We start from the raw sequence: 15,974 nt of genomic DNA, 5'->3' as shown, positions 1-15,974 counted from the left end.
AGATAGACTTGGATGGGCCCACGTTCAAGCCATTGGGTGGCAACATCGACCCGGCCCTTGGCTGCGCGTCCGCCTTCGCTCTACGAAATGCGGCGGACGAGTTGCTCCATGCGGGTCACAACAAAAAAGGCCCGGACGCCAACAGCACCCGGGCCTTTTCTTTTCTCGGATCGACGAAGCCGCTCACGCCGCCTTCGACACCAGCGTCTCGCTCTCGATCAGCTCCGTCCCGATCAGATAATCCCGGCAGCCGCGCAAGCTGCGCAGCGCGCGGTTGAAGTCGATGCCGGTCGAGACCAGCGCATGGAGCGTGGTCGGATTGCGCACGATGCCGCGCAGCACGGCGGCGACGTCGATCTGGCCGTTCGGCTTGATGGCGGCACGCGCAAGCGCCGGCAGTGCACGATGGGCGGGATCGCTGATGACGCGGACCGCGGCGAACGGCAAGCCGGCTTCGGCGGCGTAGGCGGCTGCGATGTGGCTTTCCATGTCGACGGCGGAAGCGCCGGTCTCCGAATGCAGCGCCGCCTTGCAGGAGCGGCCCGTGACCACTTCCTCGGCACCGGCGAGGCTACCGCGCACCACGCGGCGGCGGCCCGAGGTCAGGCGGTCGATCAGGTCGTCGCCCAGCGACAGGCCGGCGGCCCAGCGGGTGTCGCCGGAGAGCACTTCGGTCGCCAGCACGACGTCGCCGGAGCGCAGCGTCGGGTCGAGCCCGCCGGCCACACCGAACGAGATGACGCCGCGAATCGTATCGGGATCGACCACCGTCAGGAGCGCCCGCAACTGGGTGGGGCTGCTCGACGAGCAAATGACCGCCATTCCGGGCCCAGCCGCGATGCGGGCCTCCTGGACCAGTCCGGTCACGATCAAGATCGGCCGCGGGTCGATGGCGGTACCCGCGGTCAAATAGTCCCCCGTCCCCAAAGTCACATCCCGACCCCTACCACCCTGCTGTTGGTGTTCCGCAAGTTCCGATACCGGGCCAGTGCCCACAGCGGAAAGAACTTCGGGTAACCATGATATCGGAGATAGAATACACGAGGAAAGCCTGTGGCGGTGTAGCGCTGCTCATCCCACAGTCCTTTTTTGTTCTGTGTTGCAATCAGGTACTCCACCCCGCGGGCGACGGCCGGGTGATCAACCTCGCCAGCAGCCATCAGGGCAAGCAAGGCCCATGCCGTTTGCGAGGCGGTCGAGGGGGCGGCTTCCCAGCCCTTGTAGTCCAGCCGGTAGCTGACGGCGTCCTCGCCCCAGCCGCCGTCCTTGTTCTGGATCGAGGCCAGCCAGTCCGCCGCCTTGCGCATCATGGGGTCGCGGTGGCTGACGCCCGCCATGTTCAGGGAACACAGCACCGACCAGGTTCCATAGATGAAATTCATGCCCCAGCGGCCGTACCAGGATCCTTCAGGGTGCTGGGTCTTGCGGAGGTAGGCAATGCCGTCGGCGACGTGCTTGCTGGTCTTCGCGGTCTCGCCGAGCTGGGCCAGCATCGAGATGCAGCGTGCGGTGACATCCTCGGTCGGCGGATCGAGCAGCGCGCCATGGTCCGAGAACGGGATGTTGTTGAGGTAATATTCGAGGTTGTTGACGTCGAAGGCGGCCCAGCCGCCATCGTCGCTCTGCATGCCCTCGATCCACTCCCGGCCGCGATCGATCGCGGCATCATAGCCGGTCGCACCGTGCTCACGGCGCATGCGGTCCATCGACATCACCACTACGGCGGTGTCGTCGAGATCGGGGTAATGCGCGTTGTTGTACTGGAAGGCCCAGCCGCCCGGACGCACGTCGGGTCGCTTCACCGCCCAGTCGCCCTTCACCTCGAGCTCCTGTTTCGGGATCAGCCAGTCCAGGCCCTGCTTGGCCGCCGGCACCGCCTTGTCGCCGCCGGCTTCCAGCAGCGCATGCGCGGTCAGCGTCGTGTCCCACACCGGCGAGACGCAGGGCTGGCAATAAGCCTCGTCCTCGTGAATCACGAGCAGCTTGTCGATGCCCCGGCGCGTGATCGCGCGCGGCGGGAAGCTCTCGCCCTTGCCGAGCGCGTCGTACATCATGACGATGTTGGCCATCGGCGGATAGATCGCGCCCATGCCGTCCTCGCCGTTGAGCCGCTCCTCGGTGAAGGCAAGCGCGGCATCGATTGCGCGCTTGCGCAGGCTCTTCGGGAACATCGGCTCGACCACGCGCAGGATGCCGTCGAGCGCGCGGAACAGCACGAACCAGGCCATGCTCTGGTGCGGCGCCTTCGCGGTCATGCCGAGCGAGCGCGGATCCTGCAGGAACAGCTCGTCGATGCCGACGCCCTTCGGATTCTTCGCCAGCGGCTTCAGCGCGGCGAGCACCATCAGCGGCACCATGGTGGTGCGCGCCCAGTATGAAATCTTGTTGAGATGAAATGGCGACCAGAACGGCAGCAGCACGATCTCGATCGGCAGCACCGGCACCGCGCGCCAGGTCACCACGCCGTACATCGCCAGCAGGAAGCGCGTGAAAACGTTGCTGTTGACGGCGCCGCCGCGGGCATGGATCGCCTCGCGCGCACGCACCATGTGCGGGGCGTCCACGGAATCGCCGATCATCTTCAGCGCGAAATAGGCCTTCACGCTGGCGCTCATGTCGAACTCGCCGTCATGCACCAGCGGCCAGCCGCCATGGGCGCCCTGAATGCGGCGGAGATAGTTGGCGATCTTGGCCTCGAGCACGGTGTCGACCGGCTCGGCGAGATAATGGCGCAGCAGCACGTATTCGGCCGGGATCGTGCAGTCGGCCTCGAGCTCGAACACCCAATGGCCATCGGCTTGCTGCAAGCCGATGACGCCTTGCGTCGCGGACGCAATGCTCGATTCAAGTACCTTCGATTCCAAAGCTTCGCGGCTGGTCGCGTTCACGGAATCCATGTCGCTCGATTGCTCCGATAGTCGATTGAAATTGGACGGGGCGTTTCCCCGTCAGGGCCGCTTTTCAAGATGTCTTGGCGGCCAGAACCAGATCGGCGGCACGATCACCCGATCGAACCGATCCCTCGATGGTTGCAGGCAATCCCGTAGCAGTCCAGTCGCCGGCGAGGAACAGGTTTTTCAGCGCAGTGACCGGCCCCGGACGCAGGGCATTCTGGGCAGGTGTGGCCGCAAATGTGGCACGGCGCTCGCGCACGATCTGCCACGGCGGCAATTCGCCGAAAACCCCGCCTGCCTTGCAGACGTCGTTCCAGATCGCCTGCGCGAGTTCCTCGCGCGGCATGTCGACCAGACGATCGCCGTTGCTGATGGTCACGGAGAGCCGGTTCGGGAACGCGAACAGCCATTCCACGACGCCGCCGATCACGCCGAGGATCGGCGCCGAACCCGGCGGCGGCTCGATACGGAAATGCGCATTCACGATGGCGCGGAACTCGGTCGGAGTCTTCAGGCCCGGCAGCAGGCTCGATGCCGAGCGCGGCGGCACCGCCATCACGACGACATCGCCGTCGCCGAGCTGGATCAAATCCTCGCCGCCGAAATTCAGCGCGCTGGCCTTGCCGGCATCAGTCACAAACGAGCGCAGCTCGTGGCCGAGCTGCACGGTGTGGCCGCGCTCCTGAAGGAATTTCACCGCGGGTTCGATCAGCACGGCGCTGAGGCCGTCGCGCGCGATCAGCGGGCGGCAGGCCTGTCCGCCGGCGAGCAGCGTCTCGCGCACGATCGCACCGGCAAGCCCGGCCGAGCCCTCGGGCGGATCGACGTTGAGCGCGGCAAGCAACAGCGGCTGCACCAGGCGCTGGTAGAGCACGCCTTCGCAGGGAATGGACTTGCCGACCAGCGTCGCTTCCGACGCCCAGATCAGCGGCGCCAGCTTGAGATAATCGGTCAGCCCGGTGTCGGGAACACGGCGGCTCTCGTCGAGCACCCAGGTCGGCATCCGGCCGGCGCCGAGATCGATCTGCCAGCGCTGCCCGGTCTTGATGTCGACGAACGGAAACTGCGCGCTTTCGGGACCGACGAGGCCGGCCTCGGTGCCGATCGAGCGCGCATAGGCGCGCGCATGGCTGTTGCCCGACAGCAGCAGATGATTGCCGTTGTCGATGGTGAGATTGGTGGCGCCGTCGAAATAGGAACGGCAGCGGCCGCCGGCCTGGTGCGTCGCCTCGTGCACGGCGATCTTGAAGCCGGCATTGGCGAGCCGCACGGCGGCAGAAAGGCCGGAAATTCCGGCGCCGATAATGTGAGCTGTGTTTTGCATCAGATGAAAGCGTAACGGAGCAGGATCAGGATACGCGTGACCTTCGGCACACGCACGGGCTCGCGCGGCGCGTTGAAGCCGCGCGCGATCAGGAGGTCCAGAATGGAATGGTAATATTTCGACATGATCCGCGGCGCGCGCACAGCGCGGCGCCGGTTGCGGTTCATGATCTCGTCCGACTTCTCGAAATGCGCCTTCGCACGCTGCGTCAGCGGCAGGCAGACCTTGGGCAGTGCGCGCTCGGTGATCACACGGTTCGGATCGTTGGAAGTGATGCCGGCATGCAGCAGCGCCTCGCGCGGCAGATAAAGCCGGCCGAGGCCAGCATCCTCGTCGATGTCGCGCAGGATGTTGGTGAGCTGCAGCGCGCGGCCGAGATGGTAGGCGAGCTCGATGCCGTCTTCCTCAGGCAGGCCGAACACCCGCACCGACAATCGTCCCACGGCGCTGGCGACGCGATCGCAATAGAGATCCAGCGTCGCCATGTCGGGCGCGCGGATGTCCTGCGGCACGTCCATCTCCATGCCGTCGACGATCGCGAGGAAATCCTCCCGCTTCAGGCCGAAGGTCTTCACGGAGCCGACGTAGTCGGCAAGCCGCGGCGGCGGATTGCCCTGGTAGAGCGCGTCGATGTCGCTGCGCCACTCCTGAAGCGCGGCAAGCCGCTCGTCGCGCGGCCCGTCGGAATCGGCGATATCGTCGACCTGACGGCAGAAGCTGTAGATCTGGAACATGGCTTCGCGCTGGTCGTGCGGCAGGATCCGCATCGCAGCGTAGAAGGAGCTGTTCGATGCGGTCGAGCCGTAATTGGCGCTGGGCGAGGTCGCCTCAAGCGTCATGTGCAGTCCCCGGTCTGGAAATGGCCTTGCGTCCGAACGCGCGGCGGCCGACTTCGCCGATCATGCCGGCGAGGCTGAAAGTGAGAAGCTCGAACTTGTTCAGGTGCACCCGCTCGCGCAAGGGATCGCGCACCTTCAACAGGCGCACGATGCGGTCGGCATAGGCCTGGATCACTGCAACGTCGACGCCGAGGCGGACATCCCGGATCTCGGCGCTCAGCGACCTGCCCTCGTCGAGCAGCGCTTCGTTGCGCACGGCAAGCCCCTGGAGACAGGCGAGCATCGCCAGCGGCGATTGCGCCAGCCCAAGCTGCTCGACGGAAGCGCCGCTCGCCGCCAGCGCATCGCGCGGCAGATAGACGCGGTTGAGCTCACGGAAATCCTTGCCGCAATCCTGGAGATGGTTGTTGATCTGAAGCGCTGCGCAGAGCGCATCCGATGCAGCCCAGGTCGAGGTGCTCTCGCCATGAACGTCGAGCATGAAGCGGCCGACCGGCATCGCCGAGTAGCGGCAATAATGGATGACCTCGTCCCAGTTCTCGTAACGCAGCTTGGTCACGTCCATGCGGAACGCAATCAGCACGTCGAGCGCATGGCGCGGCGCCATGCCGCGCTCGGCCAGCGCACGGCGCAGCGTGACGGCTTCGGCCTGGGTGTCGCCGTTGCCGAGCAGCTCCGCCTCGAACAGGTCGAGCAAGCGTAGCTTCTCGTCGGGCGGCAGGGTTGCGTGATCGGCGATGTCGTCGGCCGTGCGGACGAAATTGTAATACGCCAGGATCAGCGCGCGATGGCGCGGATGAATGATCCAGGACGCGACGGGAAAATTCTCGTCGCGGTCACCTTTGCCGGATCGCAATTCGCTCGCAGAGGTCATCGAGGGCTGGTCTACAATCGTTTGGACAGGAAGGGCTTTTTCGCTCGCACGGGCTCATGCCGGCGATGCCGCCGCGGCCCCCATATAGGGGAATACGGCCGCAAAACCAATCCTGTCTCTCGATGGCTGCCCTTCCGGATCCGGCCTGAAAAGGCGGCCTCGGGGCCGCCCTTGTAGGCCAGTGGCCGAGCTTACTGGTTGTGGTTCTTCAGGACCTGGTCGCAGGCCTGCGAGATCTTGGCCCGGTTCTCCTTGAGGCAGGCGAGGATCGTGAAATCGCCCTGGTCGATGACCGGACGGCAGAACTTCTGCACATCGCGTGTGCAGGCCTTCTGCTCGGAGTCCGTGCCGCGCCCTGCCTGGGCGAATGCCGCCGTCGAAAGGGATGTCGACAACAGGGTGAGAGCGACGAGAAGCTTACGCATTGTATTCCTTCGTTCTGACGGCAGAATCGCACCGGTTCCGGACTGCACAGGGCGGACCACGGGAACGGCTTGTTCTGATGGCAAGTCGCCGCGGAAGGCGCGGCCTTGGAGAAGGCACAAGCACTGGCAAATGCGGCCAAATTGGCGCCACACCCACCAAATCAGGTCTTCCCTCGCTCTTCATTGGCAAATGTAAGGGATTGATACTACGTCATAATTCGAGCACGCGGCGTTTTGATGCGCACCTGTTGCAGAGCTGCATCTCTCAGTCCTGCTTTTCCTGTCAGAAACACACCGAAACAGGGGGAATCGCGGGAACGAACATCGCGCGAGATCGTCGTGACCGGCCACCCCTGGCAGCCGGGCTTTGAACCTGACACTGGCTCGGAACACTAAACTTTCGATGTGGCGAGACGTTCTTCATTGGAAGCAGACGTCGTTCGAAAACGGGATATTCAAAATGCAATTCTTTGGGCGATCTGGACAGGCAATCAAGGCGGCCGGCATCGGGGCGGCGCTGCTCTTCTCAGTCTCGGCAAGCCACGCTCAGTCGTCCGGACCGTTCGCAGGTTTCGACGGCGCGTGGACCGGCACCGGCACGGTGTCGCTGTCCGACGGCTCGACCGAGCGCATCCGCTGCAAGGCCGACTACAAGGTCGCCGGCACCGGTCTCAATCTCAAGCAGGCGCTGCACTGCGCGTCCGACAGCTACAAGTTCGACCTCACCAGCGACGTGACCAGCCAGGGCGAGCGCATCTCCGGCAACTGGAGCGAGACCAACCGCAACATCTTCGGCAATCTGCAAGGCACCGCCGGCGGCGGCCAGATCGAGGTGTTCGTCGAGGCCAACGGCTTCGCCGCCAATCTGTCGCTGCGCACCAACGGCACCAAGCAGACGGTGCAGATCTCTTCCAAGGGCGAGATCCGCGGCGTCAACATCACGCTGACGAAGGGCTGAAGCTCCGTCGTCCTTCATATACGCTCGTCAAAACAAAACCCCCCGGTTCTTGCGAACCGGGGGTTTTCCGTTGCCGACCCTGCGAGGTCGCAAACTCTCAGATCGCGGGCTTGTCCGGGCCCTGCAATTTGCCGTGCAAATTGATCAGCCACATCGCCGTCGGCCGCAGGATGAAGAGGTCGGCGACGAGGGCCATGATCATCGAGAAGGCACCGAGCCAGCCGAACAGCCGCAGCGACGGCAGGTCGGAGAACACGGTGACGACGAGGCCGCAGGCCAGCACCACGGTGGTCAGGATCAGCGCAGGGCCAACCAGCACGGTTGCCCGTTCCACCGCGAGCGCCGAGCCGACACCCGGCTTGCTCTCGAGCCTGAGGCGGTTGAGGAAGTGGATGGTCGCGCTCAAGCCGAGGCCGAACGAAACCGTGAGCGCGACGACGCTTGCAAATTGCAGCCCCTCACCCATCGCCCACAACACCGTTCCCGACATCACCACCGGGAAGATGCCCGGCAGGATGCAGGCGAACATCACCACCCAGGAGCGGAAGGCGAGACCGATGAAGATCGCGACCAGCGCGAACTCGATGGTGAGCCCGTGGTTCAGCTTCTCGATCATGCTGGCCGAGTTGCGCGCGGCGATGGCGGCGAGGCCCGTCACCGCAACCTCGTAGCCCGGATGCTTCTTGCGGACGGCGTCGAGCTCGGCGTCGAGCTTGTCGACGATCGGCAGGAGCTGGCTGGAATCCTTGTCGGGCACGCGGCCAGCGACCAGCACGGCGTCCTGCTGGGCGTCGATGAAGCGTCGCACCAGATGCTCGGGAATGACGCTGACATATTCCTTCAGCGTCGCGACGTCGGCGCTGCCGGCCTTTTCCGCGAGCCAGCGGCGCAGGGTCTCGACCGACCAGACATTGCCGACACCGGCCGCCTTCTCCACGGTCGCATGCACGTCCGCGATCGTCTGGAGCGTCTCCGGCGAATAGAGCGTTTCACCCTTGGGGAACTGGATCAGCACGTTGACCGGGTTGGCGCCGGTGAGCTTGGCATCGAGCCGGTCGCTCGCGGCAACGGCCTGGCGCTTGTCCGGGACCTGGTCCGCAAGCCGGTAGCGCGGCTCCAGATTGGCGTAGATGACGCCGAGGCCGCCGACGAACAACAAGGCGATCAGGCTGAACAGGCCGGGACGGCCCACCATGCGCACCGCGATCCAGTAGCAGAAATTGCGCAGCGCCTGGACGCCGGCATCCGCGCTCTGGAACTTGACCGCGAACAGCTTCTCGTTGCGCACCAGCAGCACGCCGAACACCGGCACCAGCGACAGCACCGCGACCAGCGCGATGATGGTGGCGGCGAGACCCGCCTCCCCGAACTTGCGGATCAGGTCGGAGTCGGAGAACTGGAGCGCGATGAAGGAAATGCCGGCCGTGCCGTGCGTCAGCACGCAGGCCGGCCCCACCACCAGCACGGCGTTCTTGAACGCAGTGAACTTGTCCTGGCCTGCGATCAGCCGGTCGCGCGCCGCGAAGGTCAGCTGCATCGAGTCCGAGAAGCTGATCACCATGATGAGCGGCGTCATCACGTTCAGGAACATGTTGAGGTTGAAATTGGCCCAGCCGAGCGCGCCGAGCGCCAGCAGGATCGCGATCATCGGCGGGAATGCGGCGGCCACCATGAACGAGATCTTGCGGAAGAAGATGATGGCGATGATGCAGCCGGCGAGAATGCCGAGAATGTTGTAGGTCAAGCCGTCGCGCTCGACCGCGTTGCGGATCTCGAGCTGCATCACCGGCACGCCGGAAAGCTGCACGTTGAGCCCGGTATCGCCGAGGTCTTCCTTCATCAGCGCGCGGATGTCGGCGACCGTCTTGGTCAGCTTGTTGGAGCCAACCACTTCAGGATCGAGCGACAACACGATCAGCGCGAGCGTGCCGTCTTCCGACAGGAGTTTGCCGCGGATGATCTCGTTGTTTTTGACGGTTTCGATGAACTTGTTGTACGCGTCGCCCTCGGGCAGTTCGGCCGGGAACAGCGCCGCCGGCAGCTTGCCCGGCGCCGGCGCCTGGCGCGCCGAGAACAGCGAGACGAGGCCGCGCGTGCCTTCGACCAGCTGCATGTCGGTGACGAAATCGCGCAGCTTCTCGAGGTTATTCCGCGCCAGAAGGGTCTTGCCCTCGACCACGACGAGGACGTCGAATTCCTCCGCCGGAAACTTCTTGGTCACCTCTTCATACTGCTTGAATTCGCGGGTGTCGGAGCGGAACAGCTGCGACAGCGAATCGTCGATCTTGATCCGGTGGATGCCGAACACGGCACCGACGATCAGGAAGAACAGGACAATGCAGGAGACGATCGGCGCCCGGACGGCGATCAGGCCGATGCGCTCAAGCCCGAAGGCGATCGAGGACGTAGGCCCCTGCTCGACCTTGTCGACATGAACCTCATTCTCGCGGTGCTTTTCGAGCATGCCTTGTCCAGTTCCTAAATCGGCTCAAGCCGTGAGCTTATGGCGTCCCGTGAACGGCTCGAAAATGCCATACCAATGGGAGGCTTGCCCTTTGAAAATGCGCGGAAAATCGCCGCGAGGGGTTTAGCAGGTCAAAAGGCCTTTTCGCAAGCAGGCGAAGGGTGGCCGAAGCGATCAAGATGCGGCGATTTGCCGGAATGCCCATCATTCGGGCGGCGCCGTGCCGATTCGACGCGCCGCGCGGCCCGCGCTCTCGTCCTTGAGCGCCACACCGGTGGCCTCCCGCGCCAGCCCCTCGCGGACCAGCCAGGCGATCTTGAAGGCCGCCTCGTCATAGCTCAACCCGGCCTTGTGGATGTTCGAGACACAATTGCGCTCGGCATCGGTGCGGCCGGGCTTCGGCGCGAAGGTCAGATAGGCGCCGAGACTGTCGGGCGCCGAGAGGCCGGGCCGCTCGCCGATCAGCGTCACGACCATGCGCACACCGAGAATCGCACCGATCTCGTCGCCGAGCGCGACGCGCGCGCCTGAGGCGACGACGGTGTGGCCGATCACGACATCGCTCCCTTCTGCGAGCAGCGGCAACAGATGAGACACCAGCGCCACCGCATGGGCATGGACTGCCGCCGCCGACAGGCCGTCGCCGATCACGATGGCGAGCTGACATGGGGCCGAGGCACTTCGTGCCAGGGCCTCAGTCGACTTGGGATCGAGCTGTCGTCCCAGATCCGGACGCCGCAGATAGTCGCGGCGATCGACCGCCTGGCTCTTCGCCTCCGTTACGGCAAGGCCAAGCGTGCGGAGATCGGAGGCGAGACGCGGCGCATCGAACGCCGCATGCACGGCATCCCGCGCACGGGCATGATCGAGCGTGAAATCGAGCAGTGCCCTCGTCGGCACGCTCGCGCCGCTGCGCCCGAGCGCGACGCGCGCAGGCGTAAGCGACCTGAGATCGAGGGTCGGGCGGCGCGGGACGGCCGGATCAGACATGTTGCGTCATTCGGCGGGAACGGAGGCCTCGCGCAGCCGAATCGAATAATTCGAGGCATTCTGCCTGCCGCTGGAGGCCGCGCGCGCAAAGGTGATGAGATGGTGCGCGATCAGGGTGCAGCCGATCAGCCCTTCGAGATCGCCGCGCTTGATGCGTCCGAGCGCGAACTTCCAGAACACGCGCTTGTAGTCGCCGAGCACGCCGACCTTCCAGAAGATATTGCGCAGCATGACAAGACCGCGCCTGATATTGGGCCAGGTCTTCATCTCGTCCGGCGTCGGCATCTTCAGACGGTGCACATAGACGTTGTCGCACTGATACTGGAAACGCGCATAGACCTTCTCGGGTTCGTAGGCGACACCCATGGCATGCTTCCAGGAAGCGACGACGTCGTCGTAGGGCAGCAGGAAGTCGACGTTGGAATCGCGCCCCTCGTCGTCGATCAGACGCCCTTCCCGCTCCAGACGGTCCCACAGCGGCGTCTTCGGCAGCGCCTGGAGCAAATTGATCGTGAGCAGCGGAATCCGGGAGTCCTCGACGAAAGAGAGCAGTGCTTCCGACGTGTTCGGCTTGTCGGTGTCTAGCCCCATGATGATGCCTGATACCACCTCCATGCCGTAGGAGTTGATGGTCTGCACACCCTCCAGGATCGGGACCATCATGTTGTGGTCCTTGTGCATCGCCTTCAGCGCATCGGGATCGGGCGTCTCGATGCCGCAGAAGATGGTGATGAAATAGGCCTCGCGCATCTTCTCGAGGATCTCGGGCCGCTTGGCGATGTTGAGCGTCGCCTCGCAGGCGAGCCGCACCACGTAGCCGGTCTTCTTCTGCCATTCGATCAGATGCGGCAGCAGATCCATCGCCGCCTTGCGGTTGCCGATGAAATTGTCGTCGACGAAATAGACCGTGTCGGTCATGCCGCATTCGCGCAGGCGATCGAGCTCGGCGATGATCTGCTCCGGCGACTTGATGCGCGGATTGCGACCGTAGAGGCCGGGGATGTCGCAGAACTCGCACTGATAGGGGCAGCCGCTGGAATACTGGATGCTGCCGAGGAAGTATTTCTTCACGTCGGCGAGCTCGTAGGCCGGGATCGGAAACTCCGTCATCGGCACACGGTCCTTGGTGGTCAGAACCACCTGCCGCTCCGGGCGCGAAACGTCGCGCGACAGAATCTCGAACAGCTGATTGGTGGCGTCTCCGAGCTCGCCGACATGGAGATAGTCGAACGAGGGATAGTAATCAGGGCAGGCGCTGACGGAGGGACCGCCGAGCGCGACCGGCAGATCGAGCTCATGGGCTCGGCGGCAGATGTCGTTCATCTGCTGGCGCTGGATGTGCATGCCGCTGACGAACACGGCTTCCGCCCAGGCGAACTCTTCCCTGGTCGCGCGGCGAAGGTTCTCGTCGACGAATTTGACCTCCCAGTCCTCGGGCAGATAGGCCGCGAGCAGCAAGAGCCCTTGTGGCGGCATGAAGGCGCGAACGCCGTCGGTCAATGGGTAGGAGTGCTCGAACGTCCCGAACGAGGAAGTGTACCGCGGAAACACGCAGAGAATCCGCCGGGCCGTACCGTTACTTTCAGCTCGCATCAAAGGTCCCCCGCCACGCTCGACTTAGCTGCGGAAATTGCCAGCCAGACACATAGCGTAATGCTGTCGCCGGAATTTCTCAATATTGTGGCATGAGCATAATTCCGAGAGTGACCGATAGTTTCCTCAAGGGGACCTTGCGCCCTTACGCAATCAGCCGGGAGGCAAAATCGGGGAGCAGGCCTGCATCGCCGGCAAGCCGGAAATCGGTGCCCGCGATCCCTGCCTGCACCAGCCAATCGTCGAATTCCGGCGCGCGGCGCAGACCGAAGACGTCGCGGACATAGAGCGCGTCGTGAAAAGACGTCGACTGATAGTTCAGCATGACGTCGTCGGCGCCCGGCACCCCCATGATGAAGGTAACGCCGGCAGCCGCCAGCAGCGTCAGCAGGTTGTCCATGTCGTCCTGGTCCGCTTCGGCATGGTTGGTGTAGCAGATGTCGATGCCGAGCGGCAGGCCGAGCAGCTTGCCGCAAAAGTGATCCTCCAGCCCGGCCCGGATGATCTCCTTGCCGTCGTAGAGATATTCCGGGCCAATGAAGCCGACCACGCTGTTGACCAACAGCGGCGCATAGGCGCGGGCAACCGCATAGGCGCGGGCCTCGCAGGTCTGCTGGTCGACGCCGTGATGGGCATTGGCCGACAGCGCCGAGCCCTGCCCGGTCTCGAAATACATCACGTTCTGGCCGGCCGTGCCGCGCTTCTGCGACAGCCCGGCCTCCTGCCCTTCCTTCAACAGCGCAAGGTCGATGCCGAAGCTGCGGTTGGCAGCCTCGGTGCCGGCGACCGACTGGAAGACGAGATCGACCGGCACGCCCTGCCCGATCAGCGACAGCGTCGTCGTGACATGGGTCAGCACGCAGGCCTGCGTCGGGATTTTCAGCCGCGCGATGATCTCGTCGAGCAGCCGCAGCAATTGTCCGATCACGGCGTGATCGTCGCTGGCCGGATTGATGCCGATGCAGGCATCGCCGGCCCCGAGCAAGATGCCGTCGAGGATCGAGGCGGTGATGCCCCTGGCGTCGTCGAAGGGATGGTTGGGCTGGAGCCGCGTGCTCATCCGGCCCTTCAGGCCGATGGTGTTGCGGAAGGCGGTGGTGACCTCGCATTTCCGCGCCGCCAGGATCAGGTCCTGGTTGCGCATCAGCTTCGACACCGCGGCCGCCATTTCCGGGGTGATGCCGGGCGCGAGCTTGCGCAAAGCCTCCGATGTCGCGGCGTCCGACAGCAGCCAGTCACGGAAGCCGCCGACCGTCAGGGAGCCGACCTGCGCGAATGCACTGGCATCGTGGCTGTCGATGATGAGACGGGTGACCTCGTCGGCCTCATAGGGGATGACGGCTTCCTGCAGGAACTGGGTGAGCGGGACGTCGGCCAGCGCCATCCGCGCCGCGATCATCTGCTCGGCGCTGGCGGCGGCGATCCCGGCCAGCCGGTCGCCGGACCGCGGCGGCGTCGCCTTGGCGAGCAGGTCGCGCAAATCGGGGAATGTGTAGGTCGTGGCGTCGATGGTGTGGCGGTAGACCAAGGGCCTCTCCGGGGTTCGTCGGCCAGTGACCGACTCGAAATCGAATACGCGCCTGGCGGCCGGCGTGCACGCCGATGTTTTGGGGCATTCCGGGCGAGTCCCCGGGCGGTCCGCCGAAAACCGATACCATGGAACCAAGGCGCTGAAATAGCTGACCTTTCTTTCGACCACGGACGAAGGAGCCGAACCCCGGCGTTAAGACGGCGTCCATCTTCATTCTGCATAGTTTTGCATCAATTCTGGACGACTGCGCGCACCGGCCGCTCCCGGCCATTCGGGCTCCTGAAAACCATGACAATTGACCGATCTGGGAATGCCGCCAGCCTGGCAGGCCGTTTCTCGCTTGCGACCAAGCTCTACGCGATCTTCGCGCTGTTCGCCCTGCTCACGGCGGCGATCGCGATGCTGTCGGACACCAACAGCCGCCGCAGCGCCGACCTGACCAGCGCGATCGAGACGGCCAACGCCGCCGCGCTCAACGTCGAGCGCGTCAACTCGCTGGTCTATGCCGTCGTGATGGAATCGCGCGGCGTCTACATGTCGACCGAGCCCGCCGTGGTGAAGAAATACGGCGAGGGCCTGCTCAAGTTCAACGCGCAGATCCTCGATGTCGTGAAGCGCTGGGAGACCATCGTCAAGGCCGACGATGCCGAGCAGTTCGCGACCTTCAAGAAGCGCATCGAGCAGTTCGTCGACTTCCGCAAGGAACTGGTGCGTCGCGGCATCGAGATCAATGCCGCCGCCGGCCGCGAATGGGGCGACAACGACGCCAACCGCACCGTCCGCTCCGCGCTCAACAAGGACCTCGAGGCACTGTCCAAGGTCTACGCCGAGCGCGGCAAACAGATCGCGCAGCAGACCGAGACCAACCGCATCCTGTCGCTGGTGCTGACTTGTCTGGGCGGCATCGCGCTGGTCCTGGTCGTGATCGGCATCGTCATCATCGCCCGCTCGATCGCACGGCCCCTCTCCGCCATCACCGCGACCATCAAGCAGGTCGCCGACGGCACTGAAGACGTCGTGGTGCCGCACTCCGACCGCGCCGACGAGATCGGTGCGCTCGCCCGCGCCATCCAGATCTTCCAGGACGCGATGGGCCGCAACCGCAACCTCGCCTCGCAGGTCTCGCAGGACTCCGCCGCGCGCGAACAGCGCGCCCGCCATATCGAGCAATCCGTCGATCAATTTCGCGAAGCGATCGGCGCGATCATGCGCGGCCTCAGCGACAACGCCAGTGTCATGCGCGAGACCGCGCAGACCATCACCCGCGTCACCGCGGATGCGAACAGCCGCGCCGGCACGGCGGCCAACGCCACCGAGCAGGCCTCGCACAACGTCACAGCCGTCGCCGGTGCTGCCGAAGAGCTGTCGGCCTCCGTCGAAGAGATCGGCCGCCAGGTGCGGCAGAGCGCCAGCGCCGTCGAGCAGACCGGCCAGCGCACCGAGAAATCGATCTCCGAGATCGAGAGCCTCGCCGCCGCGACGCAGCGCATCGACGGCGTGCTGACCCTCATTCAGACAATTGCCGAGCAGACCAATCTGCTCGCGCTGAACGCCACCATCGAGGCCGCCCGCGCGGGCGAAGCCGGCCGCGGCTTTGCCGTCGTCGCGCACGAGGTGAAGGCGCTGGCGGGGCAGACCGCAAAGGCGACCGCCGAGATCGGCGAGAACGTCAGCCAGATCCAGGCGTCCACCCGCAACGCGGTCGATGCCGTCCGCGAGATCGGCGGCGCGGTGCGCGAGATCAACGAGGTCACCTCGGCGATCGCCGGCGCCATCGGCCAGCAGGACCAGGCCACGCGCGAGATCTCGTCGAACGCGCAAAGCGCCGCGCAAGGCAACGAGACGCTGGTCGCCAACATCACCTCGCTGCGCGATGCCATCGGCGAGACCGATACCGCGGCGTCCTCGGTGCTGACGGCGGCGAGCAGCCTGACCGCAACGGCAGACACGCTGTCGCGCGAATTGGAGAAGTTCTTCCAGAACCTGCGCTCCGACAGCCGCATCGCCAAGGCGGGATGACGGCGGGACCATCGCCCGCAAAGCCGACGGTGGGCATGCCCAAACAAAAATGCGAAAACAACC

Annotated in this window: 12 protein-coding genes; 2 read left to right on the top strand and 10 right to left on the bottom strand. The window is 64.8% G+C overall.

Going from position 1 to position 15,974, the window contains the following annotated elements:
• Nucleotides 1-183: 183 nt before the first annotated feature.
• From AB7532_RS11115 to AB7532_RS11090, 6 genes are all read right to left on the bottom strand, one after another.
• Nucleotides 184-933 (bottom strand): phosphorylase, encoded by a 750-nt coding sequence (locus AB7532_RS11115; RefSeq protein WP_441234832.1) that lies wholly within the window; start codon nt 931-933, stop codon nt 184-186.
• Nucleotides 930-2,897, bottom strand: a complete 1,968-nt coding sequence (gene shc, locus AB7532_RS11110; protein WP_441234831.1) for a squalene--hopene cyclase — start codon at nt 2,895-2,897, stop codon at nt 930-932. Before shc ends, AB7532_RS11115 begins: the two co-directional genes overlap by 4 nt.
• A 64-nt stretch (nt 2,898-2,961) precedes the next feature.
• On the bottom strand, nt 2,962-4,218 hold the full coding sequence (gene hpnE / locus AB7532_RS11105; RefSeq protein ID WP_441234830.1) for a hydroxysqualene dehydroxylase HpnE: 1,257 nt from the start codon (nt 4,216-4,218) through the stop codon (nt 2,962-2,964).
• Nucleotides 4,218-5,057 carry a presqualene diphosphate synthase HpnD gene (gene hpnD, locus AB7532_RS11100; protein WP_441234829.1) on the bottom strand — a complete coding sequence of 280 codons (840 nt, stop codon included), beginning with the start codon at nt 5,055-5,057 and terminating at the stop codon, nt 4,218-4,220. Before hpnD ends, hpnE begins: the two co-directional genes overlap by 1 nt.
• Nucleotides 5,047-5,931, bottom strand: a complete 885-nt coding sequence (gene hpnC, locus AB7532_RS11095) for a squalene synthase HpnC (protein WP_441234828.1) — start codon at nt 5,929-5,931, stop codon at nt 5,047-5,049. The genes hpnD and hpnC overlap by 11 nt, the downstream gene beginning before the upstream one ends.
• A 191-nt stretch (nt 5,932-6,122) precedes the next feature.
• A complete protein-coding gene (locus AB7532_RS11090; protein WP_441234827.1) occupies nt 6,123-6,356 on the bottom strand; it encodes a hypothetical protein in 234 nt (77 codons plus the stop codon).
• A gap of 460 nt (nt 6,357-6,816) precedes the next feature.
• Between AB7532_RS11090 and AB7532_RS11085 the strand changes: the two genes are divergently transcribed.
• Nucleotides 6,817-7,314, top strand: a complete 498-nt coding sequence (locus tag AB7532_RS11085; RefSeq protein WP_441234826.1) for a hypothetical protein — start codon at nt 6,817-6,819, stop codon at nt 7,312-7,314.
• 97 nt (nt 7,315-7,411) lie between these two features.
• Here the strand turns inward: AB7532_RS11085 and AB7532_RS11080 are convergent, their stop codons facing one another.
• From AB7532_RS11080 to AB7532_RS11065, 4 genes are all read right to left on the bottom strand, one after another.
• Complete coding sequence (locus tag AB7532_RS11080; RefSeq protein WP_441234825.1) at nt 7,412-9,778, bottom strand: efflux RND transporter permease subunit; 2,367 nt, start codon at nt 9,776-9,778, stop codon at nt 7,412-7,414.
• A gap of 204 nt (nt 9,779-9,982) precedes the next feature.
• A complete protein-coding gene (gene eutC, locus AB7532_RS11075) occupies nt 9,983-10,768 on the bottom strand; it encodes an ethanolamine ammonia-lyase subunit EutC (RefSeq protein ID WP_441234824.1) in 786 nt (261 codons plus the stop codon).
• A 6-nt stretch (nt 10,769-10,774) separates the two neighbouring features.
• On the bottom strand, nt 10,775-12,361 hold the full coding sequence (locus tag AB7532_RS11070) for a B12-binding domain-containing radical SAM protein (RefSeq protein WP_441234823.1): 1,587 nt from the start codon (nt 12,359-12,361) through the stop codon (nt 10,775-10,777).
• A gap of 145 nt (nt 12,362-12,506) precedes the next feature.
• A complete protein-coding gene (locus AB7532_RS11065) occupies nt 12,507-13,889 on the bottom strand; it encodes an ethanolamine ammonia-lyase subunit EutB (RefSeq protein ID WP_441234822.1) in 1,383 nt (460 codons plus the stop codon).
• Between the two features lie 291 nt (nt 13,890-14,180).
• Here AB7532_RS11065 and AB7532_RS11060 point away from each other — a divergent pair, with 291 nt between their 5' ends.
• Nucleotides 14,181-15,911, top strand: coding sequence for a methyl-accepting chemotaxis protein (locus tag AB7532_RS11060; RefSeq protein ID WP_441234821.1), 1,731 nt, complete (start codon nt 14,181-14,183; stop codon nt 15,909-15,911).
• Nucleotides 15,912-15,974: the final 63 nt, after the last annotated feature.

It is taken from the genome of Bradyrhizobium sp. 930_D9_N1_4 (assembly GCF_052076015.1).
GTDB lineage: Bacteria > Pseudomonadota > Alphaproteobacteria > Rhizobiales > Xanthobacteraceae > Bradyrhizobium.
Note: the sequence above shows the minus strand (reverse complement) of the source record. Positions and strands in the feature narration are given on the sequence as shown.

Bases quoted from the DNA above. Each gene is read 5' to 3' on its own strand.
- shc (WP_441234831.1), bottom strand. From the start codon at position 2,897: ATGGATTCCGTGAACGCGACCAGCCGCGAAGCTTTGGAATCGAAGGTA.
- hpnE (WP_441234830.1), bottom strand. From the start codon at position 4,218: ATGCAAAACACAGCTCACATTATCGGCGCCGGAATTTCCGGCCTTTCT.
- hpnD (WP_441234829.1), bottom strand. From the start codon at position 5,057: ATGACGCTTGAGGCGACCTCGCCCAGCGCCAATTACGGCTCGACCGCA.
- hpnC (WP_441234828.1), bottom strand. From the start codon at position 5,931: ATGACCTCTGCGAGCGAATTGCGATCCGGCAAAGGTGACCGCGACGAG.
- AB7532_RS11090 (WP_441234827.1), bottom strand. From the start codon at position 6,356: ATGCGTAAGCTTCTCGTCGCTCTCACCCTGTTGTCGACATCCCTTTCG.
- AB7532_RS11085 (WP_441234826.1), top strand. From the start codon at position 6,817: ATGCAATTCTTTGGGCGATCTGGACAGGCAATCAAGGCGGCCGGCATC.
- AB7532_RS11080 (WP_441234825.1), bottom strand. From the start codon at position 9,778: ATGCTCGAAAAGCACCGCGAGAATGAGGTTCATGTCGACAAGGTCGAG.
- eutC (WP_441234824.1), bottom strand. From the start codon at position 10,768: ATGTCTGATCCGGCCGTCCCGCGCCGCCCGACCCTCGATCTCAGGTCG.
- AB7532_RS11070 (WP_441234823.1), bottom strand. From the start codon at position 12,361: ATGCGAGCTGAAAGTAACGGTACGGCCCGGCGGATTCTCTGCGTGTTT.
- AB7532_RS11060 (WP_441234821.1), top strand. From the start codon at position 14,181: ATGACAATTGACCGATCTGGGAATGCCGCCAGCCTGGCAGGCCGTTTC.